Raw genomic sequence first — 23,735 nt, 5'->3', positions numbered from 1 at the left:
TCGACCCGGCGCTATGGACTCTACGGCCCCGACGCCTCGTCGATGGCGGTCTCGCGTCAGGGTTTCGCTGCGAGCTTGGTTCCGAGCAGGACCAGCCGGTCGCCGGTGATGCCGAACCAGTGCGGGACGCCCGCCGGGATGAGAATGACGTCTCCGGGCGCGAGCGGACGCGTGGTGCCGCCGACGATCCGCGAACCCTCGATCAGGTCGGGCTTGACCGTGACCGGCTGCTCGAGCGTTCCGCCCGAGACGAGCGTGCCGGCACCGGCGATGACGGTCGCATACTCCGCCTGATCGGGATGGACCGCCGGTCGCCCTGGCTTTCGCCAGATCTCGATCGCCGCCACCGTCGCGCCGCTGCTCAGCAAAGGCTTCCAGGCAAACCCCTGCCCCGGCGTCATTGCCCGCGTCATTTCCGCGACCTGCGCGGTGACGTCGGCCGCGGCCGCAAATCCCGCCGGATCGGCGGGGGTTTGCGCCGACGCTTCTGGGGCCAGCGCGAACGCCGCGAGAAGGCCTGCACCGAGCCAGCGTATCATGCGCGACCGTCCAGCCGGATCGTCCGCCCCTCGCGTGCCGAGCGATAGATTGCCGCGATGATCCGCATGTCGCGCAGGCCTTCCTCTCCCGACACGATCGGTTCAGCGCCCGAGCGGACGCACTGCGCGAGATGATCGAGTTGACCGGCGAACTGGGTCTTTCCCGAACCCGGCGGCGGCATGATCTCGCGCTCGCGGCCATCCTTGCCGAGCCACATGTGGTTGCCGTCGTAGCGGGTCGCCGGCTCGAGCTCGATCCGTCCCTGGTCGCCCATCAACAGGACGTGGTTCTGGTTGGCGCTATACATCGACTGGCAACCGGCGATCGCGCCCGACGGGAATTCGAGCGTCCACTCGATGATGTCCTCGACCTCGGTGAAGCGCGGGTCGCGACGGTCGGTCGACTCGCGCGCCGTCACCGCGACCGGCTCCTCGCCGGTCATGTAGCGCGCCGCCTGCAGGCTGTAGATGCCCATGTCCATCAGCGAACCGCCCCCGGCGAGCGCGCGCTTGAGCCGCCACACCGACGGGTCGCGCTGGACGAAGCCGTGTTCGGAGCGAACGTAGCGGATCTTGCCGGCGGCACCGGTCCGCGCCAGCCGCATCGCCTCGAGGTTGAACGGCTCGAAGTGACAGCGGTAGCCGATCATCAGCTTGCGTCCTGCCGCCTTGCACGCCGCGATCATCGTCTCGCACTCGGCGACCGACACCGCCATCGGCTTCTCGCACATCACGTGCTTGCCCGCGCGCGCCGCCCGGACGGTGTATTCGACGTGCATCGAGTTCGGCAGGCAGACATAGACGATGTCGACGTCGGGGTTGTCGCGGATCGAATCGAAGGTCGCATACGAATAGACCGATCGGTCGGGCAGCCCGTGCTCGGCGGCCACGCGCTTGGCCTTGGCCGCATCGCCGCTGACGACGGCAGCCAGCCTCGAATGCGTGCAATTGGCGAACTGCGGAATGATCACGCCGAGGCCGTACGTCCCGAGCCCGACGATCGCGTAGCCCAATGGGCGGTCGGTTGCCGCACGCGCGACGGTGCTCGATCCGGCAACCACCGCCGCAGCCGACAGCAGCAGGTCGCGTCGTCCCAGATCCATGCCTTCCCCCCGATTTCGCTTTATGCGCCGACTATGCGCGCATTCCGCCGACGGTCAATCGGCGTCAATTCTCGCAATAATGTATGAATTCGGTCGACCGGAGCGCGAAGCTTAGTCGCGGAACCGCCCGAAATCGACGCAGCGGACCATCGCCACTTCGTCGAGCACAAAGGCATGATTCCATGCGCCGTACACCGTCGACGCCTCGGCCATCGGGCCGCGGACGCGGAGTTCGATAATGTCGGGAATGATCCAGCCGTTGCGCAGGTGGACGTCGACGCATTCGATCGTGCCGCGCAGCAGCCGTTCCCACCCGGTCATCAACAGCGCGCGCCCTGCGGCCATCTCGGGGGTGTCGACCAGCGGATGTGCGTCGTCGAGGTACGTTCGCAGCACCGGGTAGCGCAGCGCTCGCAGCGCCGGCTGCATCGTGTCGAGATCGCGAACTTCGCTCACACATACCCCTGTGACGTTATATCAGTCTGAACGCGTACCGAACGGATGGTCAAGCGATAACGCTTCGGTTTTCGCATAACCCTTGTGTAATGAGGCGTCGGAGGCACGGTATGACGGGTTCGATCGACGATTGGGCGAAGCTGGCGGCGAAGGAGGTCAAGGGGCGCGACCTCGACTGGCCGACGCCCGAGGGCATCACCGTCAAGCCGCTCTACACTGCCGACGACGTCGCCGGCATCGACCCCGGCCTGCCGGGGTTCGCGCCATACACCCGCGGGGTCAAGGCGACGATGTACGCCGGGCGGCCGTGGACGATCCGCCAATACGCGGGTTTCTCGACTGCCAAGGCGTCGAACGCGTTCTACCGCCGCAACCTCGCCGCCGGACAAAAGGGCCTGTCGGTCGCGTTCGATCTTGCGACGCACCGCGGCTACGACAGCGATCACCCGCGCGTGTCGGGCGACGTCGGCAAGGCCGGGGTCGCAATCGACAGCGTCGAGGACATGAAAATCCTGTTCGACGGCATCCCGCTCGACAAGATGAGCGTGTCGATGACGATGAACGGCGCGGTGATCCCGTGCCTCGCCTTCTTCATCGTCGCGGCGGAGGAGCAGGGCGTCGCGCCGGAACTGCTCGAGGGGACGATCCAGAACGACGTCCTCAAGGAGTTCATGGTCCGCAACACCTATGTCTACCCGCCCGCGCCGTCGATGCGGATCGTCGCCGACATCATCGCCTATACGGCGGCGACCATGCCGCGGTTCAATTCGATCTCGATCTCGGGCTATCACATGCAGGAAGCCGGGGCGACGCAGCTCCAGGAGCTCGCCTTCACCCTCGCCGACGGGATGGAATATGTCCGCGCGGCGCAGGCCCGCGGGCTCGACGTCGATGCCTTCGCCCCGCGGCTGAGCTTCTTCTTCGCCATCGGCATGAACTTCTTCATGGAGGTCGCGAAGCTGCGCGCTGCGCGGACCATGTGGTCGAAGATCATGACGAACTTCGGGGCGAAGGACCCGAAGTCGCTGATGCTGCGGACGCATTGCCAGACGAGCGGCGTCTCGCTGACCGAGCGCGATCCATACAACAACGTCATCCGCACCACCGTCGAGGCGATGGCGGCGGTGTTCGGCGGCACCCAGTCGCTCCACACCAATGCGCTCGACGAGGCAATCGCGCTGCCGACCGACTTCTCTGCCCGGATCGCGCGCAACACCCAGCTGGTGCTTGCCGAGGAGACCGGCATCACTCGCGTCGTCGACCCCCTCGGCGGGTCGTATTACGTCGAGGCGCTGACCGCCGAACTCGCCGACAAGGCGTGGGCGATGATCGAGGACATCGAGAAGATGGGCGGCATGACCGTTGCCGTCGCCAGCGGCTACCCCAAGCTCCAGATCGAGGAGGCCGCCGCCGCCGCCCAGTCGCGCGTCGATCGCGGCGAGACGGTGGTCGTCGGGGTCAATAAATATGCCCCCGCGACCGACGACGCGATCGACATTCTCGACGTCGATTCGGACAGCGTTCGCGAAGGCCAGATCGCGCTCCTCGCCCACGTCCGCGCGACCCGCGATCCCGTCCGTGCCGAGGCCGCGCTCGACGCGATCCGCGACGGCGCCGGCGGCGACGGCAACCTCCTCGCGCTCGCGGTCGAGGCGGCGCGGGCACGGTGTACGCTCGGCGAGATCAGCAGCGCGATGGAGGACGTCTTCGGGCGCCACGCCGCCGTCGTCCGCATGGTCAGCGGCGTCTATGGCGCGGCGTACGGCGGCGACCCCGGCTACCGTCGCGTCCAGGACGGCATCGCCGCGTTCGAACAGCGCAAGGGCCGCCGCCCGCGGGTGATGATCGCCAAGATGGGGCAGGACGGCCACGACCGCGGGGCGAAGGTCGTCGCGAGCGCCTTCGCCGACCTCGGCTTCGAAGTGACGATGGGGCCGTTGTTCCAGACCCCGACCGAAGCCGCCGCGCTCGCGGTCGCCGAGGATGTCGACATCGTCGGCGCATCGAGCCTCGCCGCCGGACACAAGAGCCTGATCCCCGAACTCATCGCCGCGTTGAAAGGCGCCGGCCGCGGCGACATCCGCGTCATCGCCGGGGGTGTCATCCCGGCGCAGGACTACGACTTCCTCCGCGCCGCCGGCACCGCCGCGATCTTCGGCCCGGGGACGAACATCGTCGCGAGCGCGGCGGAGCTGCTGCGCCTGCTCGGGCATAATTTGCCGCCGGAGGGGCTGGACGAGGCGGCGGAGTAGCGGCTCGCTTACGCACGGATCGCCCGTATGGTATTACTCTCAGGGAAACGGAGCGTAAGATGCCGGCACTCAAGATCATGGCGGTCGGCAACGCGGCGGCTGTGATCCTGCCCGAGGACGATCTCGCCGACTGGTTCCGCAACAACACGGTGTCCGCATGACCGTCACCCAAGTCCTCCACGGCAATACCCGCGATCTCGGCGGGTTCAGTGTCAGCCGCGTCCTGCCGCAGGCGGCTTTGCGCAACGTCGGGCCGTTCGTCTTCTTCGACCACCTCGGTCCGGCGGTCTTTGCCCCCGGCACCGGGATGGACGTCCGGCCGCATCCGCATATCGGGCTGGCGACGGTGACGTATCTGTTCGACGGCGCGATCGGCCACCGCGACAGCCTCGGCACCGTCGTCGACGTCGAGCCCGGCGCAGTCAACTGGATGACCGCCGGCTGCGGCATCACCCATAGCGAGCGGACCCCCGCCGCCGCACGCGCCAGCGGCCAGCGGATGCACGGCATCCAGTCGTGGGTCGCGCTGCCGAGCGACCATGCCGAGGACGCTCCCGCCTTCGCCCACCACCCGGCGGCGACGCTGCCGACGGTCGTCTTCGGCGGCGCGAAACGGACGCTGATCGCCGGAACCGCGTTCCACGCCGCCTCCCCCGTCGCCGCGCTTTCCCCAATGTTCTACATCGACATCGATGCCGAGGCCGGCGCGTCGGTCGCCCTTCCCGCCGAGCATGAAGAGCGCGCGGTCTATATTGTCTCGGGCGCGATCAACTTCGACGGCACCCGCTACGACGCCGGGGCGATGGTCGTCCTCGCGCCCGGCGGCGAGGTTGCGTGGACCGCGCTCGAACCGACCCGGGCGATGCTCCTCGGCGGCGCAAAGCTCGATGCCCCGCGCCACATCGAGTGGAACTTCGTCAGCGCCTCGCAGGACCGGATCGAGCAGGCGAAGGCCGACTGGCGCGCCGGCCGCTTCCCGACCGTCCCCGGCGACGACGAGTTCATCCCGCTGCCCGGCAGTCCCGCCGCGGTCGCCCAAGGCGGAGCAACCAGCTGATGATCGCACGAGTCTGGCACGGCTGGACGACCCCGGCGAACGCCGCCGCGTACCAGCACCTCCTGTTGACCGAGGTGATCCCCGGCATCGAGCACCGTTGCATCGCCGGCTTCCTCCAGATCGACGTCCTCCGCCGGGATGATGGTGACGCGGTCGAGTTCACCACCGTCATGGCATTCGACACGATCGAGGCGATCGAGCGCTTCATCGGCCCCGATACGACGCTCGCGCATATCCCGGCGGCGGCGCGCGCGCTGCTCCTCCACTGCGACGAACGCGCGGTCCATCACGACATGCTCGAACGCCGGATCCAGGTCGAACCATCGCGCGGACGGACATAGGCCGCGCGCCGACGACCCATAGCGCCGCCTTCGCCGGGGCGCTAAAAGACGTCTCATGTTCATCCGCCTCACCGAAGCTGTCTCCGTCGCCGGGCAGATCGCCCCCGACGACCTCGCCGCCGCTGCCGCCGCGGGGTTCACCCACGTCGTCAACAATCGCCCCGACGGCGAGGAGTACGGCCAGCCCGCATCGGCCGAGATGCACGCCGCGGCGACGGCGGCAGGGCTCGGCTACACCGCGATCCCGGTCGACCACCGCGGCTTCGACATGGGGCAGGTCGCGGCGATGGCGGCGGCGCTCGATGCCTCCGCCGGCCCGGTCCTCGCCTTCTGCCGCTCGGGAACGCGATCGGCGAACCTGTGGGCGCTCGCCGAGGCCAAGCGCGGCGGCAACCCCGACGCGATCATCGCCGCCGCAGCGAGCGGGCGTTACGACGTCTCGGGCCTCCGCGCGACGCTGGTCAGCCTGTCCGGCGCATGATCTTCGTCTCGATCCTCGGCATCCTGACGCTGGTCATGTTCGCCCGGGCGATCGGCTTCGCGCGCAACCCGCTGCTGACCGATGCCGCCGAGGCGCGCCGCATCGCCGAGGCGCAGATGCCCGGCTTCCGCGGAGTCGATGCCGCGATCGACGACAATGGCCGCAGCGCCCTCGTCCGCGGCAGCGACGGCCGGACCGCGCGGGTTCGCGGCCACGGCGACCGCTGGGTGGTCGAGGTCGAACGATGAGCCACTGGCCCGACCCGATCGAGATGGCGACCCCGGCATTCATCGTGCTGGTCCTGATCGAGATGCTCGCGATCCGTTTCGGCGCGCGCGGCGACTATGACTGGCGCGACACCTTCACATCGCTGACGATGGGGCTCGGCAGCACGATGGCGGCGGTCGTCTTCGGCGCGACGATCGTCGCGACCTACACCGCCGCAAGCCATTGGCACCTATTCGCGATTCCCGTGACATGGTGGGCGGGGGTGTTGTGCTTCGTCCTCGACGACCTGCTCTATTACGCCTTCCACCGCAGCGCGCACCGCGTCCGCTGGTTCTGGGCGAGCCACGTCATCCATCATTCGAGCCAGCATTATAACCTGACGACGGCGCTGCGGCAGACGTGGACCGGCTTCCTATCGCTCAGCTTCGCCTTCCGCCTGCCGCTGCTGCTGATCGGTTTCGACGTCCGGCTCGTCCTGTTCGTCGCCGCAATCAACCTGATCTACCAGTTCTGGGTCCATACCGAGTCGGTCCGACGGCTGCCGTTCGGGCTCGAGTACGTCCTCAACTCGCCGTCGCATCACCGCGTGCACCATGGCAGCAACCCGCGCTACCTCGACCGTAACTATGCCGGGGTGTTCATCGTCTGGGACCGGATGTTCGGCACCTTCGAGGCCGAGCACGACGACGAGCCGGTCCGCTACGGCCTCGTCCACAACATCGCCACCTTCAACCCGCTGCGGACGGCAACCCACGAATGGATCGCGATCGCCCGCGACCTGCGCGCGGCGAAGACGTGGCGCGGGCGGTGGATGACGGTCGCCGGGCCGCCGGGCTGGACCGAGACCGGCGAAGGCAGCACCGCCGATACGATCCGCGCCGCTTGGGAAGCACGGAGTGCGCCGGCGGAGTAAGCAGCGGGACGGGCCGCGGACTTAACCGGCTTGGCTCTTTCCGCGTCAAAGGTTACATAAGTCCACGCAACGACCGGGTTTTCGCGGTATTCGTCGCCGACCCCCGCGAGCCGAAATCCACGAAGTCCACACGATGGCGGCGCCTTTCGCAGGTCGACCAAGCGGAAGTTTACGCGCTCGAGAGCGAGGTCGTCATCCCCGCGAAGGCGGGGACCCATCACCACGAACAGTTGGGGTGATGGGTCCCCGCCTACGCGGGGATGACGAGTTGTAAATGCAGCCGTCTCGGGACGACCGACGCAACTCTCGCGGTTCGGAAGGTTACACAAGTCCACATAACGACCAGCTTTTTTGCGGAAACGTCCGCCCTTCCCGCGTGAATGTCCACGAAGTCCACACGTCGTGGGCATTACGGCGCGGCCAGTTTCTCGGCGAGTATCCAGCAATGAGAAAGAGCGTGTCGCGGCAAAATACACGCCGACTCGACGCCGCGATCATAGCCGATCCCCTGCCCTGTAGGACAGCCGGCCGTTCGGCGACCGAGACCGGGACGCTGGGTAACAGCACCCCGGTCGCTTCGCCCCTACGGCTTGCGGAAGCGCAGTGTGAACTGGTCGGTATGTCCACGGATCGACGGATCGAACACCGCCTTCATGTGATCGTCGGCCGGGTTGACCAGCGCCTTGCTCTCGCCGTCGAGGACGAAGCCGGCGGCAATGACCTCGGCCTTGACCACCGCGGGGTCGATCCGGTGGAGCGTCTTGGTCACGTCGGGGGCCGCCCCGGCAGCGGCGGCGTGGTCGATGATGACATAATAGCCGCCCGGCTTGAGCGCGGCGAACACCGCCTTGTTCGCCCCGGCGACGATCTCGGGCGGGGCGTTGTGGAGGTCGTGATAATTCTGTGCGGTCCAGACGACATCGGCGCCCTGCACCGCCGGGTCGAGCAAACCCGCGACCATCGTCACGTCGCCATAGGCGGGCTCGGCGACGATCGACTGCATGTTGGCGACGGTCGCGGGGTCACGGTCGGCGACCTGTTTCGGAATGATCGCGACGACGCTGCCGCCGGGCTTGACCGCAACCGCGAATAGCCGCGTGAAATAGCCCTTGCCCGCGATGAAATCGACGACCTTCTTGCCGTGGTCGACCTTCGCGAACTCGAGCATCTCGACCGGCTTGCGGTCGGCGTCGCGCGCGACGTCGGCGGCGGGACGGTGCGCGTCCTTGACCGCCATTTCGGGGTGCGCCGTCGCGGCAGTTGTGCCGAGCAACAAGGCGGCAATTAGGTACGTCGTCGCGCGCATGTCGAAACCTCCCAAGTTCTTCGCCTGTCGATACCCGATCGTAACGCCGCCGCGAAGGGCTCAACCGGATTTTGGCTTCGCCTCGGCGGCCGTTGCCTCGGGTTCGGGCTCGGCCGCGGGCTTGGGCAGCTGCGCCGCAAAGCGCGCGTCGACCGCCGCCTGGAGGTCGTCCCCGGCGCGCCGGACCAGCGACACGCCCTCGATCGCGACCGCGTCGGAGCGAAGCAGGCGTTCGTGGAGTGTATAGCCGATGTCGTAGACCGCGCGGTCGGTCCGCGTCGCGTCGCCGGCGACATAGCTCGTCTCGATCCCGACCGCGAGCCGGTGCCGCCCGGCGTGGAGCTTGGTCCCCTTGAGCGCGGCGCGAAGCCCGCTTTCGAACCACGCCGCCTCGATCCGCGCGTTGCCGGTGGTGTCGACCGCGTCGGCGCGGACGCTCGTGGGGAAGTGGATCGTCTGGGTCTGGATGACGTCGTCGGCCGACGCCGGGTGGAGGTCGATCCGGTCGTGGGCGTCGGACAGCGTACCGGTCATGACGAGCGGCTTTTCCTTCGCCGGCGCGGCGGTGGGCGGCTTCGGCGGCGCGACCCGCTCCTCATGCGCATCCCAATAGCTCAGCCCCGAGATCACCAGCGCGGCGATCCCGATAATCTCCCCCATCGTGATCCAGCGGCGACGGGTGCGGGCTTCGGGGGTCTCGGTCATGCGCGGTGTTGTAGCGGACCGACACGGGCCGGGGCCACAGGAAATGCGCGATCACAGCTTGGCATGCGCGCCGATCACGCGGGAAAAGCCAGATGCAGCTCGATCAGAGATCGGCGGCTGGGCGGCCAGCGACTTTTGCGGGGCGCGACAGCGTGGCACCGATGAGTTTCTCATAGGCCTCCTCCGGCGCGCCGTAGCTGTCCGACGCGAGGTCGCGCAGCCCGCCGAGGTCGCGCAACGTGACGAAGCCGCGTCGCGTCGCGATCAATCCGGCCCCCGACAGCGAGGCCAAGGCCTCGGTCACGCCCGAACGCCGGACGTTGAGCATCAACGACAGGAATTCGTGGGTCAGGGCGACCTCGTCGCCGTCGATCCGGTCGAAACACATCAGCAGCCACCGCGCGAGCCGCTCCTCGACGCTGTGTGCGGCGTTGGACAAGGCCGTGTGCGCGACCTGGACGATGAACGCCTGGACATAGCGCAACAGCAATTGGTTGAGCGTCGGGCTGGCCGCGATCGCCTGCTGCAGGACCAGTGTCGGGATCGAAAAGCCGGTTCCGGCAACCTGGATATAGCATTGAATCGTCGCGGCCGTGCTGCCGAGCAGGGTCGCAATGTCGACGAAGCCGCATCGCCCGATAAAGCCCGACTCACTCTGATGACCGTCGGGCGACATCGCCACGACCGACGCAATCGCGGTTTCGAAGAACCAGTTCGTGGCGATGTCCACGTTCGGCTCGCTCAACGGCTTCTTCGCCGGGAGGTCGACTATCGTCAGATGCGGCGCGAGCAACGCAAAGTCACCTGGCGACATCGTCCGCAGCAAAAGATTCCGCACGCGCGACTGGTCCGGTGGAATACTCACTGTCATCGCCCCTTGGGGCGAAGGTCGATCGTCGCCGATCGATTCGCCCGGTGCCAGGCGAGTGAACTCTCACGCGGTGGAGCCTCTATAACACTTCCGCAACAAACCAACGTACGGCAACGAACAGATCGGAATGCCGCCGTCAGACCTCATTAACCGCGGCAGCCTTCGCCGGCAGACACACGAGACTGCTTACCTTCACGCGGCGAGCAGGCGGCGGTTGCTGCGCAATGTCATGGATTGTCCGTGTGGCAACGCGCATCGGGCGCGTCGGGCGCGGGGTGATAGTCGCCGTTGCTGACGCGTGCGACGGCGGCAGGCACGCGCTGCTCGATCATCCGACGCCAGCCGCCCTTGAGGATCGTGCTCACCATCAACCCGCGCGGCCCGCGGAAGCCGGTCTGCTCCATGACCATCCGGGTGCTGCTGCCGTGCGGCGCGAGGTCGAACGTCACCACCGTGTCGATGCCGCCGCCGGCCCAGCTGAACGCCAGGCGGCGCGGCGGATCGAGTTCGAGCACCTCGCAGTCGACGATCCCGCTGAAACCGGGGGCGGGCTTCGTCCGAAACTGGAAACGATGGCCGATGACCGGTTCGAAGTCGTTCGGCATCAGCCATTCGCCGAGCGCGACCGGGTCGGTCAGGACCACCCAGACCTGCTCGGGCAGAAATGGATAGGTCGCCTCGAATCTAATCTTGCGTGCCATGTTTCCCCCTCAATACCGAGCCCAACCGGTCGAGCCGCTCCTCCCAGAAGCGTTCGTACGCCGCGATCCAGTCGCGCGCGGGCTGGAGCGTCTCCGGCCGCAGGCGGTAGACGCGGTGCCGCCCCGCGCGGCGCTCCTCGACCAGCGCCGCGCCGCGCAACACCCGCAGATGCTGCGAGACCGCGGACTGCGTCATCGTCGCGTCGGCCATCAGCTCGGTTACGGTCGCTTCGCCCTCGGCCAGATGATCGAGGATGCGGCGGCGCGTGCCATCGGCGAGCGCGCGGAACACCTGATCGTGCGACTCCTGATCCATGCGGATACATTAGAGTTTGCTTATGCGTTGAGTCAAGCACCGCGTTGGAGGCCGGCGCGCGATGATCCCGAGCCATGCACTCACCGCCAAAAAAAGGGCCGGATGGTTGCCCATCCGGCCCAGTCTGGTTTCCTTGGGGAGGAACTGGTCAATAATTGTAGGCGCGCTCTCCGTGCGAGGTGATGTCGAGGCCTTCGCGCTCGGCTTCCTCGGAGGGACGCAGCCCCATCGTCTTGTCGATGATGAAGTAGAGGATGGCGGAGCCGATGCCCGACCACAGCAGGGTCAGAACGACCGCCTTCACCTGGATGAACAGCTGCGACACGATGCTGTAGTCCTCGGGCTTGATCGCGGCGTAGGGGAACACAGTGTAGTCGATCGTGCCCTGCCCGCCGAGCATCGGCGCGGCGACGACCGCGGTTGCCAGTGCGCCGACGATCCCGCCGATGCAGTGGACCCCGAAGACGTCGAGCGTGTCGTCGTACTTGAACTTCGACTTCACGGTCGAGACGAAGAAGAAGCAGATCGGCGAGACGACGAAGCCGAGGACGATCGACGTCATCGGCGCGGCGAACCCGCTGGCAGGGGTGATCGCCACCAGTCCGGCGACGGCTCCCGAGGCAGCGCCGAGCATCGACGGCTTGCCATGGACGATCTGGTCGACGAGCGCCCAGCTGATCGCGGCGGCGGCGGTGGCGACGAAGGTGTTGATGAACGCCGTCGCGGTGACACCGTTCGCCTCGAGGTTCGACCCTGCGTTGAAGCCGAACCAGCCGACCCACAGCAGGCTGGCGCCGATCATTGTCATCGTCAGCGAATGCGGCGGGGTCGATTCCTTGCCATAGCCGAGGCGCTTGCCGATCATGATGCAGCCGACGAGGCCCGCGATACCGGCATTGATGTGGACGACGGTGCCACCGGCGAAGTCGAGCGCGCCCATGTTGAACAGGAAGCCCGCGTCGGTCTTGGCATCGGGCAGGAAGTCCGGTCCGGCGAAGTACCAGACCATATGCGCGATCGGGAAGTAGACGATCGTCATCCACAGCACGACGAAGACCATCAGCGAGGAGAACTTTACCCGCTCGGCGAACGCCCCGACGATCAGCGCCGGGGTGATGCACGCGAAGGTCATCTGGAAGACGACGTACGCATATTCAGGGATGTAGACGTTGTTCGAGAAGGTCGCGGCGTAGGTCGACGACGACACGCCCATCAGCATCGCCTTGGACAGGCCGCCGAAGAACTGCGTCGGCCCTGACGTAAAGGCCTCCGAATAGCCCCAGCAGCACCAGATCACCGCGACGATCGAGACGATCATGAACACCTGCATCAGCACGCTGAGCATGTTCTTGGTCCGCACGAGGCCGCCATAGAACAGCGCCAGGCCCGGCACCGACATCATCAGCACGAGCAGCGTCGAGACGAGCATCCACGACGTGTCGCCCTTGTTCGACATGTCGGCCTGCTGGAGCGCGGTCGGCGCCTTGATCAGCGCCGCGGCGGCCCAGGCGGGCGTCGCCAGCGTGATCGCCGTGACGGCGGCAACCCCCGGCGCGATAAGGTTCTTCAGACTGAGTTTCATGGTTGCCTGCACCCCCTTAAAGCGCGGTTTCGTTGGTTTCGCCGGTGCGGATCCGCACGGCGCTGGCGATATCGGCAACGAAGATCTTGCCATCGCCGATGCTGCCGGTGTGCGCGGTCTGCTGGATCGTCTCGACGACGCTGGCGACCTGCTCGTCGGTGACGACGACCTCGATCTTGATCTTGGGGACCATGTTCGTCGTGTATTCGGCGCCGCGGTAGATTTCGGTCTGCCCCTTCTGGCGGCCGAAGCCCTTGACCTCCGACACCGTCATGCCCTGCACCCCGGCGGCGGTCAGCGCCTCGCGAACCTCGTCGAGCTTGAACGGTTTGATGATCGCGATGACGAGTTTCACTGCTGCCCTCCCGGCCCCTTGAACCCGACGCGATGCAAGGGCCGTGCCAAAAGCGTTAACGCTGTTGCAACGCAGCAATGGCGAGCGGGAGCGGTAACAATGCGGTGATGAAAAATGTGGCAGCCGGGGCCGGATGCCCGATTATCAGGCGTCGAGCGCGACGATCTCCGGCCACGCTTCGGCAACAGCGGCGGCACCGATGTCGATCAACTCGTTCGCCTTGGTGAAGTTGCGGACGTGGAAATGCCCGACCGGCAGCGCGAGTTCGAGATCGGGCGGGTCGAGCAGCAGCGACTTCCGTGCGAGCTCGGCCAGCAGCAAACTGATCCCGGCGCGGCCGACGCGCATCGGCGTCAGGATGCGCAGTCGCGCGGGCAGCCCCTTCTCGGCGCGGCGCAAATAGTCGCCCTGGAGGTTGATTGCGATGACCGGTGCGGTGCTCAGCGCGCGGACGGCGCGGACCGGGACGGGCGTGACGACGCCGCCGTCGACGAGGACTTGCCCGCCGCGGCGGAGCGGCGGGAAGATACCGGGGATTGCGATCGATGCGCGGACCGCCTCGACGACCGAGCCACGCGTCATCACGACTTCGTGGCCGGTGATGAGATCGGCGGCGACAACGGCGCACGGGATGAACAGGTCCTGCAGCTCGGCGTGGCCGAAATGGCGGAGGAGTTCGCGTGCGACCGCGCGCCCGCCGAGCAGCGAGCCGCGGCGCAAATCGACGTCGATGTAGCGCATCACCTGCCGCCCGCCGGTCGACCGCGCTAGGTCCTCGAGGACGCCGAGGCGGTCGGCAGCGAGGCAGACCGCAGCGATCGCGCCGATCGAGGTTCCCGCGATCGCATCGATCGTCACGCCACGCGCAGTCAGTTCGCGCAGCACCCCGATATGCGCCCAGCCGAGCCCCGCTCCGCCGCCGAGCGCCAATGCGCGTTTCACGGTGCGGCGTCGTCCGCGACTGCGGCACCAGACGCCTCTGCAGCAGCTTCGAGGTCGTCGAGCAGGGCGCGGGCGGCGGGCTCGTCGGCCTCGTCGACCATCAGCCGGACCCCCGACAGCCCGCTGCCGATGACCGACGCGATGCCGCCGTCGAACAGCACGGCTTCGATCCCGGCGGTCTCGAGCCGGGCGCGGGCGATCTCGCCCGCCATCCGGTCGAACAGCGTTTCGACGATGACGAGCGCCATCAGGCGGGCACCTCCGACGGCGGGCGGGTCGGCAGGCCGTCGATGCTCCGCGTCCGCGTCTCCCACTTCGCGAGATTCTCGGCGGGGGTCGTCGTTGCATAATGTTTGCGCAGCGTTTGGCGTTCGCGGTCGAAGGTCATCAGCGGCACGGCGTACCCGCACGACGACTGGATCGAGTCGATAGTGATGTCGAATATCTGTCGGACCCCGGTCTCGATCGTGAACAGGCCGGCAAGCTCGGCCCAGTCGGCGTCCTGCGGCAGCACCGCCCGGCCCCGGCCGTACAACCGCACGATCAGCGCCGAACGGTCGAAGGCGCAGAACATTAGCGTGATCCGGCCGTCGTCGAGCAAATGCGCGTTGGTCTCGTTGCCCGATCCGCCCCAATCGAGATAGGCGACGCGGTTCGGCCCGAGCACGCGGAAGCTGTCCATCCCCTTAGGGCTGAGATTGATCCGCGCGTCCGGGGCGGCGGTCGCGACGAAGAACACCGGCTGCTTCTCGACAAAGGCGCGGAGCTTGGCGTCGAGCTGGTCGAAAAACTTCACCGCGCCGCTACGCCGCCGTGCCGCCGACCGTCAGGCCCTCGATCAGCAGCGTCGGCTGGCCGACCCCGGCGGGGACGCTCTGCCCGGCCTTGCCGCACGTGCCGACGCCCTCGTCGAGCATCAGGTCGTTGCCGATCGCCTTGACCCGCGTCAGCACGTCGGGGCCGTTGCCGATCAGCGTCGCGCCCTTGATCGGCGCGCCGATGCGGCCATTCTCGATGCGGTACGCTTCCGTACAACTAAACACGAACTTGCCGCTGGTGATGTCGACCTGCCCGCCGCCGAACGACTTGGCATAGATGCCCGATTTCGCGCGGCTGAGGATTTCGCCCGGATCGTCGCGCCCGCCGAGCATGAAGGTGTTGGTCATCCGCGGCATCGGCGCATGGGCATAGCTTTCGCGGCGGCCGTTGCCGGTCGGCGCGACCCCCATCAGCCGGGCGTTGAGCCGGTCCTGCATATATCCCTTGAGAATGCCGTCCTCGATCAGAACGGTCCGCTCGGTCGGCGTCCCCTCGTCGTCGATCGTCAGCGAGCCGCGGCGCATGTCCATCGCGCCGTCGTCGACGACGGTGACACCCGGAGCGGCGACGCGCTGGCCGATCAGCCCGGCGAACGCGCTGGTACCCTTGCGGTTGAAATCGCCCTCGAGGCCGTGGCCGATCGCCTCGTGGAGAAGGATGCCGGGCCAGCCGGGCCCAAGGACGACGGTCATCTCGCCCGCGGGGGCATCGACCGCGTCGAGGTTGACGAGCGCCTGATGCAGCGCGGAATCGATCGCCGCGTTCCATGTCTCGGGCTTCATCAAATCGTCGTAAAGATAGCGTCCGCCGAGGCCGTGGAAGCCGGTTTCGCGGCGGTCGCCGTTGGCGACGACGATCGAAACGTTGAGCCGCACGAGCGGCCGCACATCACGCGCTCGCAGCCCGTCCGCCCGAACGATCTCGACGACACTCCACGACCCGAGGAGCGAGGCGGAAACCTGGACGACGCGCGGGTCGCGGGCGCGCGCGGCGGCGTCGATCTGCTGGAGAAGCGCGACCTTTGCGGCGAACGGGATCGCCGACAGCGGATCGGAGTCGGTGTATAGCTGGCGGTTGGTCCGCGGCGGGCGGTCGAGGCTCGCGGTGCCGCCGAAGCCCGAACGGACGACCTTGACGGTGTCGGCGGCACGGCGGATCGCGGCGTCGGACAGCTCGTTGGCGTGGGCGAAGCCGGTTGTCTCGCCCGACACCCCGCGCAGGCCGAAGCCCTGCGTCGTGTCGAAGGTCGCCGCCTTCAGCCGTCCATCGTCGAAGCTGAACGACTCGCTGTTCGCATACTGAAGGTACAGCTCGCCATCGTCGCAGCCGTCGAGCGCCTGCGCGACAAGACGTTCGGTGCGGACCGGGTCGAGATCGGTGTCGCGGTAGAAGATCGTGGCGGGATCGGGCATGGTCATAGAGTGAGATATAGGGCGGCAACCGGGGGAGGGAAGCCATGAGTTTCATTGTCGAGGCGATCGGCCGCGTCGAAGGCGGGCGCATCGAGGCCGAGGACGATGCGTGGGATGCGGTCGCGGCGACGATCATCCTCGACCCGGCTATGGTCGGCAACGACGCGCTGACCGGGCTCGATGCCTTCAGCCACGTCGAGATCGTCTATTTGTTCGACCAGTTGCCCGAGAGCGCGATCGTAACCGGCGCGCGGCGGCCGCGCGGCAACCCCGACTGGCCGATGGTCGGCATCCTTGCGCAGCGCGGGCGTAACCGGCCCAACCGCATCGCGGTGTCGGTCTGCCGGATCGTCACGGTCGACGGCTTGCGGCTATCGGTCACCGGGCTCGATGCGATCGACGGCACCCCGGTGCTCGACGTCAAGCCGGTCCTGCGCGGCTTCATCCCGCGCGGCGACGTTCGCGAGCCCGCCTGGGCGCGCGAGATCATGGCCGATTACTGGTAACCCCGGCGAAGTTGCACGTTAGCGCCCAGCGCTCGCCCGGGCGGTCGAGCTCGATCCGGCTGCAGTGATCAAGGACGTCGCGGCCGATCAGAATCCACGGCGGCTGCTGCTTCTTCTTCGTCGCGGTGACGGTGATCGCGTCGTCGTCCTGGTCGGCGCTGCTCGTCCCCGCCTTGGCGCGCGCGTCGAGCTCCTTCGCGTGCGCCTCGGTGATCCGCGCGGCGGGAGCGACCAGCGGCAGGCCGAGCAATGTTGCGCCCGGCGTCGGGATGACGTGTTCGAACGGCAGCGCGCTGCCGGGGAACGGGTGCCACAGCCCGACCCGGCCGGTCCGCTTGAACATCCCCGCGCTCTCGAGCAGCTGCGCCGCGCGACCGTTGAACAACGTCTCGGGCGAGCGGACATCGAGGATGACGTGGACCTTCTCGCCGCCGATCGAGGCGATCATCGCCGCGTCGCCCTTGCCGGCGCGGCTGATGCCATACACCAGCCCGCCCTTCGGCGCGTTTGGCTGGATGATCGTGACATGCTCGGCGGGGAGCGCGAGGAGCGAGATCACCCCGTCGCTGTCGTCGGCGAGCTCCTTGTCGAACCAAATCGTCGGCACCGAGGTTTCGGGCAGGCCGTCGATCGCGATGTCGTAGAGATTGCCGCGGATCAGCGCGCTGCCGCCGGGCATCAGGTTCGACTTGAAGGTCTGCTTGCCGATCAGAGGAAACGCCTTGAGCCGCGCCTTCGTCGCCGCCGGCAGGTTGAGCAGCAGCGCCTTGTCGAAACCGAGCGCGACGCGGACGTTGAGGTCGGTGTGCTTGACCCGCAACCGCGCCATCGGCTGGACCCCGGAGACGATCTCGAAATGGTCGGCTTGGGCAGCCGCAACCGGAGCAGCCCCCAACGCCAAAGCTGTCATCCCGGCGAACGCGGGGAGCCAGTGTCGCAATGCGGTGACTTTGGGTCCCCGCGTTCGCGGGGATGACACTTTGTCAGTCACGTCAGCGTAAATCGGCTGGGCCTCCGGTGAGGATGAAGCGGCGGTCGCAATAGCCGCAGTCGGCGAACCCGCTCGGCCCCATCTGCAAATAGACCAATGGATGGCCGTTCGGGCCGCCCGCCTCGTCGCCGTCGCAGGCGACGCGGGTCGACGTCGTGTAAAACACCTCGGGCGGGGGGATCGTGTCCATGCTCCGCGCTTAGCAAGTCACCGGTTGCGGCGAAAGGGCGCGCTCGAAGCTGTCATCCGATTGTCACCGGCGCGTCACTTCGATGCTGCACCTGCACACGCAACAAGGGGTAACAATCATGAAGTATCATCTGCTCGCTACCGTCGCCATGCTCGCGGCACCGGTCCTGACCGCATCGGCCTTTGCCGCTGAAATACCCGCCGCATCGGTCGATACCGCAGCCAGCGCGAGCGCCGACGCCGCCGACATCGGCAGCGACATCGTCGTCACCGCGCAAAAGCGGGCGGAGAAGATCTCGAACGTGCCGATCACGATCACCGCCTATTCGGGCAGCAAGCTGCGCGAGATCGGCGTCACCCAGTTCGACCAGCTGTCGGCGTATGTCCCCGGATTGAACGTCCAGGAGCAGAGCCCGAACAACCCCGGCTTCGTCATCCGCGGCATCACCTCGGACTCGGGATCGTCGCAGGGCTCGCCCGCAGTTACGATCTATCTCAACGGCGTCGACGTCAGCCGCTCGCGCGGGTCGTACTTCGACCTGTACGACCTCGAGCGCGTCGAGGTGGTCAAGGGGCCGCAGGCGACCCTGTTCGGCACCGCCGCCGCGATCGGCGCGGTCAGCGTCATCACCAACAAGCCGACGAGCGAGTTCGGCGGCGAGCTTCGCGCGGCGTACGGCAACTATAACCAGCGCAAGGTCGACGGCTTCATCAACACCGGCGGCGACGTCCTCAGCGCGCGCCTCGCCTTCGCGGTCAAATTGCGCGACGGCATCGTCCCGAACATCGCCGGCAGCGCCAATTCGCAGACACCGAACGGCCCGAAGAAGGACGCGCTCAACGGCCAGGGCCAGTACGGCGCGCGCGCGTCGGTGCGCTATCACAAGGGCGACCTGCTCATCGATGCGGTCGCGACCTACGACGGCCAGCGCGCGCCCGGAACCGCGTTCAAGTCGGGCACCTATGCCCCGACCAACGGCACGACGTCGCCGTTCAGCTACGCCGAAGTCGCCGGTTCGCCGGTCAGCGCGGCGGTGCTCGGCTATGACGAGCCGCACCTGACGCGCAACGTCTACGACGGCAACATCACTGCGAAATACACCCCCGACGGCCCGTTCAGCTTCACCCAGATCGTCGGCTACCGGAAGTTCGATTCGAACGAAGTATTCGACGCCGACGGCAGCCAGGCCTGGTATCTCGAATTCGCCGAAGACGAGCACGGCGAGCAGGTCAGCAGCGAGAGCCGGATCAACTACGACACCGCGAAATTCCGCGGGTTCGCCGGCTTCACCTTCTTCCACGAGACCGTGTCGCAGCGCGTGCCCTTCTCGACCGAGGAAGGCACCTACCTCCAGTGCGCCGCGAACGTCATCAAGGGCCTCGGCTGCGTCAGCCCGACCGGCGTCGTCACCGCGAGCCAGGCCACCTCGATCCTGACCGGCGGCAAGGCGACGGTCATTCCGTACACCTCGACCTTCGAGAACTTCGGCAAAAGCGACACCTATTCGGCGTTCGCCGACGGGACCTATATCCCGATCCCGCAGATCGAACTGACGCTCGGCGCGCGGCTGCTGATCGAGCGGCGCGAGAGCGGCTTCACCGCGTCGGTGCCGAATTCGGTGCTGACCAAGGCGCCGCTGATCCCCGGCCAGGTCGATACCAAGGGGCAGACCTTCCACGCCGAGGGCGATTACGAGGCGTTCCTGCCGCGCGCCAACGTCCTGTACAAGGCAACCGACTGGGCGAACCTGTACCTGACCTATTCGCGCGGCCGCCGCTCGCCGGTGGTCAACCTCGATGCCGGCCCCGGCGGCGTCGCCCGGATCAACAACATCGACCAGGAAAAGGTGACGAACTACGAAGGCGGCATCAAGGTCGCCTACGGCAAGGTCAACGCCAGCATCGGCTATTATTACGAGAAGTATCGCAACTTCCAGGTCTCGGTCATCCAGACGAACGGAACATCGCTGACCCAGTCGGCCGGCTCGGCGACCAACCAGGGGGTCGAGGCCGAGATCGCGACGAGCTTCGGCCGCATGCTCTCGCTGTTCGCCAACGGCGCGTACATCAATGCCAAGGTCGACAATAATCCGCTGTACCCGACCTTCTCGGGCAACCAGTTCCGCCTCCAGCCGAAGGTCCAGGCATCGGGCGGCGGCACGCTGACGGTCCCGCTGACCGAGAGCTTCGAACTGTTCGCCACGCCGACGGTTACGTACCGGAGCCACATCTTCTTCGAGATCCCGAACAAGTCGAACATCGCGCAGGGGCCGGTGACGTTGGTCAACCTCCGCGCCGGGATCCAGAACCCGCGCGCGAAGTGGCAGCTCACTGCCTATGCGACCAACCTGCTCAACCGGAATTACCTGATCGACGCGGGCAACACCGGCGGCGCGTTCGGCGACCCGACCTTCATCCGCGCCCAGCCGCGGCTGTTCGGTATCGAGGGCGTGTATCGCTTCTAATAGGTCGCGTTTGATGCCGCAGCGGGGAGCGGCAGGCTTGCCGCTCCCCGCCCCCGGGCCTATCCCACGCCCATGACCAATTCCGCCATTTCGATCGTCGACCTCGAGAAGACCTATGCCGGGGGCAAGCGTGCGCTCGACAAGGTCAGCCTCGAAATTCCGCGCGGCAGCATCTTCGGGCTGCTCGGCCCGAATGGCGCGGGCAAGTCGACGATGATCAACATTCTCGCGGGCCTCGTCCGCAAGAGTGGCGGCAGCGCGAATATCTGGGGGTTCGACATCGATCAACACCCGCGCAACGCCAAGGCGTCGATCGGCATCGTCCCGCAGGAAATCCTGTTCGACGCCTTCTTCACCCCGTTCGAGACGCTCGAACTCCAGGCCGGGCTGTACGGCGTGCCCAAGTCGAAGCGCCGGACGATGGAACTGCTCCGCGCGGTCCGCCTCGACGACAAGGCGCACGCGTATTCGCGGACGCTGTCGGGGGGCATGAAGCGGCGGCTGCTGGTGGCGAAGGCGCTCGTCCACACCCCGCCGGTCCTCGTCCTCGACGAGCCGACCGCCGGGGTCGACATCGAACTCCGCGCGCAACTGTGGGAATATGTCCGCGAGCTCAACGCCGGGGGCACGACGGTGGTGCTGACGACGCATTACCTCGAAGAGGCCGAGGCGCTGTGCGACCGCATCGCGATCGTCAACGGCGGGCAGATCGTCGCCAACGACCTGACCTCGACCCTGCTCGCGACCGCGCAGGACAAGATCCTGATCGTCACTACCGACGCCGACCTCGGCCCGCTGCCCGCCGGACTCGGCGAGCGCGCGGTGGCGAAGAACGCACGGACGCTGTCGATCACCTACGACAAGCGCGAGGCGCAGGCGGGGGATATCCTCCATAAACTGACCGAGGCGGGCATCGGCATCGTCGACGTCTCGACCCGCGAGGCCGATCTGGAGGATGTATTCCTCAAGCTGACTCGGCAGGCGGCGTAACATGGCCAAGGGCGAATACGACGTCGTCATCGTCGGCTCCGGCGCGGCGGGGCTGACGACCGCGCTCAACCTCGCCGACCGTTTCCGCGTCGTCGTCTTGTCGAAGGGCGATGTGTCGAGCGGGTCGACGGCGTGGGCGCAGGGCGGAATCGCCGCGGTGCTCGAACCCGGCGACACGATCGAGAGCCACGTCGAGGACACGATGATCGCCGGCGGCGGGCTCAACGACCGCGCCACGGTGACCTATGTCGCCGAACACGCAGCGGTCGCGATCGACCGGCTCGCCGCGATCGGCGTCCCGTTCAACGTCGGCGAGAACGGGACCGAGCGCTTCCACCTCACTCGCGAGGGCGGGCATAGCCACCGCCGGATCGCGCACGTCGACGATGCCACCGGCTGGGCGGTGCAGGAGGCGTTGTCGAAGGCCGCCGCCGCGCACCCGAACATCACGCTGGCGACCAACCTCGCCGTCGTCGACCTGATCAGCGAGCGCCACGTCGAGACGCTGCGCTTCGTCAACCGCCATTGCTACGGCGTCTATGCATTCAACGACGCGACGAAGAAGGTCGAGCGGTTCACCGCGCGCGCAGTCGTGCTTGCAACCGGCGGCGCGAGCCGGGTCTATCAATATTCCACTAACCCCGACGGCTCGACCGGCGACGGCATCGCGATGGCGTGGCGCGCCGGGTGCCGCGTATCGAACATGGAATTCAATCAGTTCCACCCGACCTGCCTGTACCACCCCAAGGTCAAGAACTTCCTGATTACCGAGGCGGTGCGCGGCGAGGGCGGGCGGCTGCTGCTGCCCGACGGCACGCGCTTCATGGCGGACTATGACGAGCGGATGGAGCTCGCCCCGCGCGACGTCGTGGCGCGCGCGATCGATTCGGAGATCAAGCGCCTCGGGCTGAGCCACGTCCGGCTCGACATGACTCACCTCGGGGCGGCGTTCATCACCCACCACTTCCCGATGATCCATGCCCGGCTGCTCGAGCTCGGCATCGATTGCACGACGCAGTCGATCCCGGTGGTGCCGGCGGCGCACTACACCTGCGGCGGCGTCCTCGTCGACATCCACGGCCGCACCGACCTGCCGGGCCTGTACGCGGTTGGCGAGGTGTCGCAGTCGGGTCTCCACGGCGCGAACCGGCTGGCGTCGAACTCGATCCTCGAGTGTCTCGTTTTCGGGGTCGCGGTCGCCGACGATATCGCCGCGCACTGGGACACGCTGCCGACGCCGCCGGTCACTCGGCCGTGGGACGAAAGCCGCGTCACCGATTCGGACGAGGAGGTCGTCGTCAGCCACAATTGGGACGAGCTGCGCCGCTTCATGTGGGACTATGTCGGCATCGTCCGCTCGACCAAGCGCCTCGAGCGCGCTGCGCACCGGATCAAGAACCTGCGCAAGGAAGTGCATGATTATTACAGCGACTTCCGCGTCACCCCCGACCTGATCGAACTCCGCAACCTCGTCCAGGTCGCCGACCTGATCGTGCGCTCGGCGCGGCGGCGGCACGAGAGCCGCGGGCTGCATTACAGCCTCGACTATCCGCAGACCGATCCGGTGCCGCGCGACACGATTCTCGACCCTTGGTCGCGGGATTGAGGGTGGCCTTGACCGATCTGCGGCCCTAGGGTCCGGCGCTTCGTGAACGCGGGGCGCAAGACATGGCCGTCGTCGGCATCATCATGGGCAGCACGTCGGACTGGGCGACGATGCGCGCCGCCGCCGAGACGCTCGACGCGCTCGGCGTCGCGCACGAAACGCGTGTCGTGTCGGCCCACCGCACCCCCGACCGGATGTACAATTACGCCTCGACCGCCGTCGCGCGCGGCCTGCGCGCGATTATCGCCGGAGCCGGCGGCGCGGCGCACCTGCCGGGGATGGTCGCGTCGCTAACCCGGCTGCCGGTGTTCGGCGTTCCGGTCGAATCGAAAGCGCTGTCGGGGATGGATAGCCTGTTGTCGATCGTCCAGATGCCCGCCGGAATCCCGGTCGGCTGCCTCGCGATCGGACGCGCCGGCGCGGTCAACGCCGCGCTGATCGTCGCGGCGCAGCTCGCGACGACCGACGATGCGCTCGCGACCCGGCTCGATGCGTGGCGCGCAGCGCAGACCGCCCGCGTTGCCGAGACCCCCGAAGACGCGCCCGAGCACACGCCATCGTGACTCCTCCCGGTTCGACGATCGGCATTCTCGGCGGCGGCCAGCTCGG

General features: G+C 67.3%; 27 protein-coding genes. 11 read left to right on the top strand and 16 right to left on the bottom strand.

Going from position 1 to position 23,735, the window contains the following annotated elements; genetic code table 11:
- Positions 1–56 precede the first annotated feature (56 nt).
- The 3 genes from KZX46_RS10050 to KZX46_RS10040 form a co-directional block, all read right to left on the bottom strand.
- Positions 57–539 (bottom strand): cupin domain-containing protein, encoded by a 483-nt coding sequence (locus KZX46_RS10050; protein ID WP_219776463.1) that lies wholly within the window; start codon positions 537–539, stop codon positions 57–59.
- The gene (locus KZX46_RS10045) at positions 536–1,642 is read right to left on the bottom strand and encodes a Gfo/Idh/MocA family protein (protein WP_219776462.1); all 1,107 of its coding nucleotides are present in this window, start codon (positions 1,640–1,642) and stop codon (positions 536–538) included. The genes KZX46_RS10050 and KZX46_RS10045 overlap by 4 nt, the downstream gene beginning before the upstream one ends.
- Positions 1,643–1,753: 111 nt before the next feature.
- Positions 1,754–2,098, bottom strand: coding sequence for a hypothetical protein (locus tag KZX46_RS10040; RefSeq protein ID WP_216709061.1), 345 nt, complete (start codon positions 2,096–2,098; stop codon positions 1,754–1,756).
- A 110-nt stretch (positions 2,099–2,208) separates the two neighbouring features.
- Here KZX46_RS10040 and scpA point away from each other — a divergent pair, with 110 nt between their 5' ends.
- The 6 genes from scpA to KZX46_RS10010 all read left to right on the top strand — a co-directional run bounded on the left by scpA (position 2,209) and on the right by KZX46_RS10010 (position 7,370).
- On the top strand, positions 2,209–4,350 hold the full coding sequence (scpA, locus tag KZX46_RS10035) for a methylmalonyl-CoA mutase (protein ID WP_219776461.1): 2,142 nt from the start codon (positions 2,209–2,211) through the stop codon (positions 4,348–4,350).
- A gap of 157 nt (positions 4,351–4,507) precedes the next feature.
- Entirely contained in the window at positions 4,508–5,407 is a 900-nt protein-coding gene (locus KZX46_RS10030) for a pirin family protein (protein ID WP_219776460.1), read from the top strand.
- On the top strand, positions 5,407–5,748 hold the full coding sequence (locus KZX46_RS10025) for a hypothetical protein (RefSeq protein ID WP_216709056.1): 342 nt from the start codon (positions 5,407–5,409) through the stop codon (positions 5,746–5,748). Before KZX46_RS10030 ends, KZX46_RS10025 begins: the two co-directional genes overlap by 1 nt.
- 55 nt (positions 5,749–5,803) lie before the next feature.
- Positions 5,804–6,229, top strand: a complete 426-nt coding sequence (locus tag KZX46_RS10020) for a TIGR01244 family sulfur transferase (RefSeq protein WP_219776459.1) — start codon at positions 5,804–5,806, stop codon at positions 6,227–6,229.
- A complete protein-coding gene (locus KZX46_RS10015; protein ID WP_219776458.1) occupies positions 6,226–6,477 on the top strand; it encodes a hypothetical protein in 252 nt (83 codons plus the stop codon). Before KZX46_RS10020 ends, KZX46_RS10015 begins: the two co-directional genes overlap by 4 nt.
- Complete coding sequence (locus KZX46_RS10010; protein WP_219776457.1) at positions 6,474–7,370, top strand: sterol desaturase family protein; 897 nt, start codon at positions 6,474–6,476, stop codon at positions 7,368–7,370. Before KZX46_RS10015 ends, KZX46_RS10010 begins: the two co-directional genes overlap by 4 nt.
- Before the next feature lie 583 nt (positions 7,371–7,953).
- Here the strand turns inward: KZX46_RS10010 and KZX46_RS10005 are convergent.
- The 11 genes from KZX46_RS10005 to tldD form a co-directional block, all read right to left on the bottom strand.
- Positions 7,954–8,676, bottom strand: coding sequence for a class I SAM-dependent methyltransferase (locus KZX46_RS10005; protein ID WP_219776456.1), 723 nt, complete (start codon positions 8,674–8,676; stop codon positions 7,954–7,956).
- A 60-nt stretch (positions 8,677–8,736) separates the two neighbouring features.
- A complete protein-coding gene (locus tag KZX46_RS10000) occupies positions 8,737–9,381 on the bottom strand; it encodes a hypothetical protein (RefSeq protein ID WP_219776455.1) in 645 nt (214 codons plus the stop codon).
- Between the two features lie 103 nt (positions 9,382–9,484).
- Positions 9,485–10,246: a Crp/Fnr family transcriptional regulator gene (locus KZX46_RS09995; protein ID WP_219776454.1), complete on the bottom strand. Its 762-nt coding sequence runs from the start codon at positions 10,244–10,246 to the stop codon at positions 9,485–9,487.
- Between the two features lie 233 nt (positions 10,247–10,479).
- The gene (locus tag KZX46_RS09990) at positions 10,480–10,953 is read right to left on the bottom strand and encodes an SRPBCC domain-containing protein (RefSeq protein WP_219776453.1); all 474 of its coding nucleotides are present in this window, start codon (positions 10,951–10,953) and stop codon (positions 10,480–10,482) included.
- A complete protein-coding gene (locus tag KZX46_RS09985) occupies positions 10,937–11,269 on the bottom strand; it encodes a helix-turn-helix transcriptional regulator (protein ID WP_219776452.1) in 333 nt (110 codons plus the stop codon). The genes KZX46_RS09990 and KZX46_RS09985 overlap by 17 nt, the downstream gene beginning before the upstream one ends.
- A gap of 148 nt (positions 11,270–11,417) precedes the next feature.
- Positions 11,418–12,851 carry an ammonium transporter gene (locus KZX46_RS09980; RefSeq protein WP_219776451.1) on the bottom strand — a complete coding sequence of 478 codons (1,434 nt, stop codon included), beginning with the start codon at positions 12,849–12,851 and terminating at the stop codon, positions 11,418–11,420.
- 16 nt (positions 12,852–12,867) lie between these two features.
- Positions 12,868–13,206, bottom strand: coding sequence for a P-II family nitrogen regulator (locus KZX46_RS09975; protein WP_216709047.1), 339 nt, complete (start codon positions 13,204–13,206; stop codon positions 12,868–12,870).
- 144 nt (positions 13,207–13,350) lie between these two features.
- A complete protein-coding gene (locus tag KZX46_RS09970) occupies positions 13,351–14,148 on the bottom strand; it encodes a patatin-like phospholipase family protein (RefSeq protein WP_219776450.1) in 798 nt (265 codons plus the stop codon).
- The gene (locus KZX46_RS09965) at positions 14,145–14,396 is read right to left on the bottom strand and encodes a DUF2007 domain-containing protein (RefSeq protein WP_219776449.1); all 252 of its coding nucleotides are present in this window, start codon (positions 14,394–14,396) and stop codon (positions 14,145–14,147) included. Before KZX46_RS09965 ends, KZX46_RS09970 begins: the two co-directional genes overlap by 4 nt.
- On the bottom strand, positions 14,396–14,944 hold the full coding sequence (locus KZX46_RS09960; protein WP_219776448.1) for a pyridoxamine 5'-phosphate oxidase family protein: 549 nt from the start codon (positions 14,942–14,944) through the stop codon (positions 14,396–14,398). Before KZX46_RS09960 ends, KZX46_RS09965 begins: the two co-directional genes overlap by 1 nt.
- Positions 14,945–14,951: 7 nt before the next feature.
- Positions 14,952–16,385, bottom strand: coding sequence for a metalloprotease TldD (gene tldD, locus KZX46_RS09955; protein WP_216709043.1), 1,434 nt, complete (start codon positions 16,383–16,385; stop codon positions 14,952–14,954).
- 38 nt (positions 16,386–16,423) lie between these two features.
- Between tldD and KZX46_RS09950 the strand changes: the two genes are divergently transcribed.
- A complete protein-coding gene (locus tag KZX46_RS09950; protein ID WP_219776447.1) occupies positions 16,424–16,885 on the top strand; it encodes an SAM-dependent methyltransferase in 462 nt (153 codons plus the stop codon).
- Here the strand turns inward: KZX46_RS09950 and KZX46_RS09945 are convergent.
- Both KZX46_RS09945 and KZX46_RS09940 read right to left on the bottom strand, forming a co-directional pair.
- A complete protein-coding gene (locus tag KZX46_RS09945) occupies positions 16,866–17,825 on the bottom strand; it encodes a hypothetical protein (RefSeq protein WP_219776446.1) in 960 nt (319 codons plus the stop codon). The genes KZX46_RS09950 and KZX46_RS09945 overlap by 20 nt on opposite strands.
- Positions 17,826–17,877: 52 nt before the next feature.
- Complete coding sequence (locus KZX46_RS09940) at positions 17,878–18,066, bottom strand: zinc-finger domain-containing protein (RefSeq protein WP_219776445.1); 189 nt, start codon at positions 18,064–18,066, stop codon at positions 17,878–17,880.
- A gap of 118 nt (positions 18,067–18,184) precedes the next feature.
- Here KZX46_RS09940 and KZX46_RS09935 point away from each other — a divergent pair, with 118 nt between their 5' ends.
- The 4 genes from KZX46_RS09935 (at position 18,185) to purE (ending at position 23,689) form a co-directional block, all read left to right on the top strand.
- Positions 18,185–20,530 (top strand): TonB-dependent receptor, encoded by a 2,346-nt coding sequence (locus KZX46_RS09935; protein WP_226896210.1) that lies wholly within the window; start codon positions 18,185–18,187, stop codon positions 20,528–20,530.
- A 72-nt stretch (positions 20,531–20,602) separates the two neighbouring features.
- Complete coding sequence (locus tag KZX46_RS09930) at positions 20,603–21,520, top strand: ABC transporter ATP-binding protein (protein WP_219776444.1); 918 nt, start codon at positions 20,603–20,605, stop codon at positions 21,518–21,520.
- A 1-nt stretch (position 21,521) separates the two neighbouring features.
- Positions 21,522–23,126, top strand: a complete 1,605-nt coding sequence (gene nadB / locus KZX46_RS09925; RefSeq protein WP_219776443.1) for an L-aspartate oxidase — start codon at positions 21,522–21,524, stop codon at positions 23,124–23,126.
- Between the two features lie 62 nt (positions 23,127–23,188).
- The gene (gene purE, locus KZX46_RS09920; RefSeq protein ID WP_219776442.1) at positions 23,189–23,689 is read left to right on the top strand and encodes a 5-(carboxyamino)imidazole ribonucleotide mutase; all 501 of its coding nucleotides are present in this window, start codon (positions 23,189–23,191) and stop codon (positions 23,687–23,689) included.
- Positions 23,690–23,735: the final 46 nt, after the last annotated feature.

It is taken from the genome of Polymorphobacter sp. PAMC 29334, assembly GCF_019431245.1.
GTDB classification, from domain to species: domain Bacteria; phylum Pseudomonadota; class Alphaproteobacteria; order Sphingomonadales; family Sphingomonadaceae; genus Polymorphobacter_B; species Polymorphobacter_B megasporae.
Note: the sequence above shows the minus strand (reverse complement) of the source record. Positions and strands in the feature narration are given on the sequence as shown.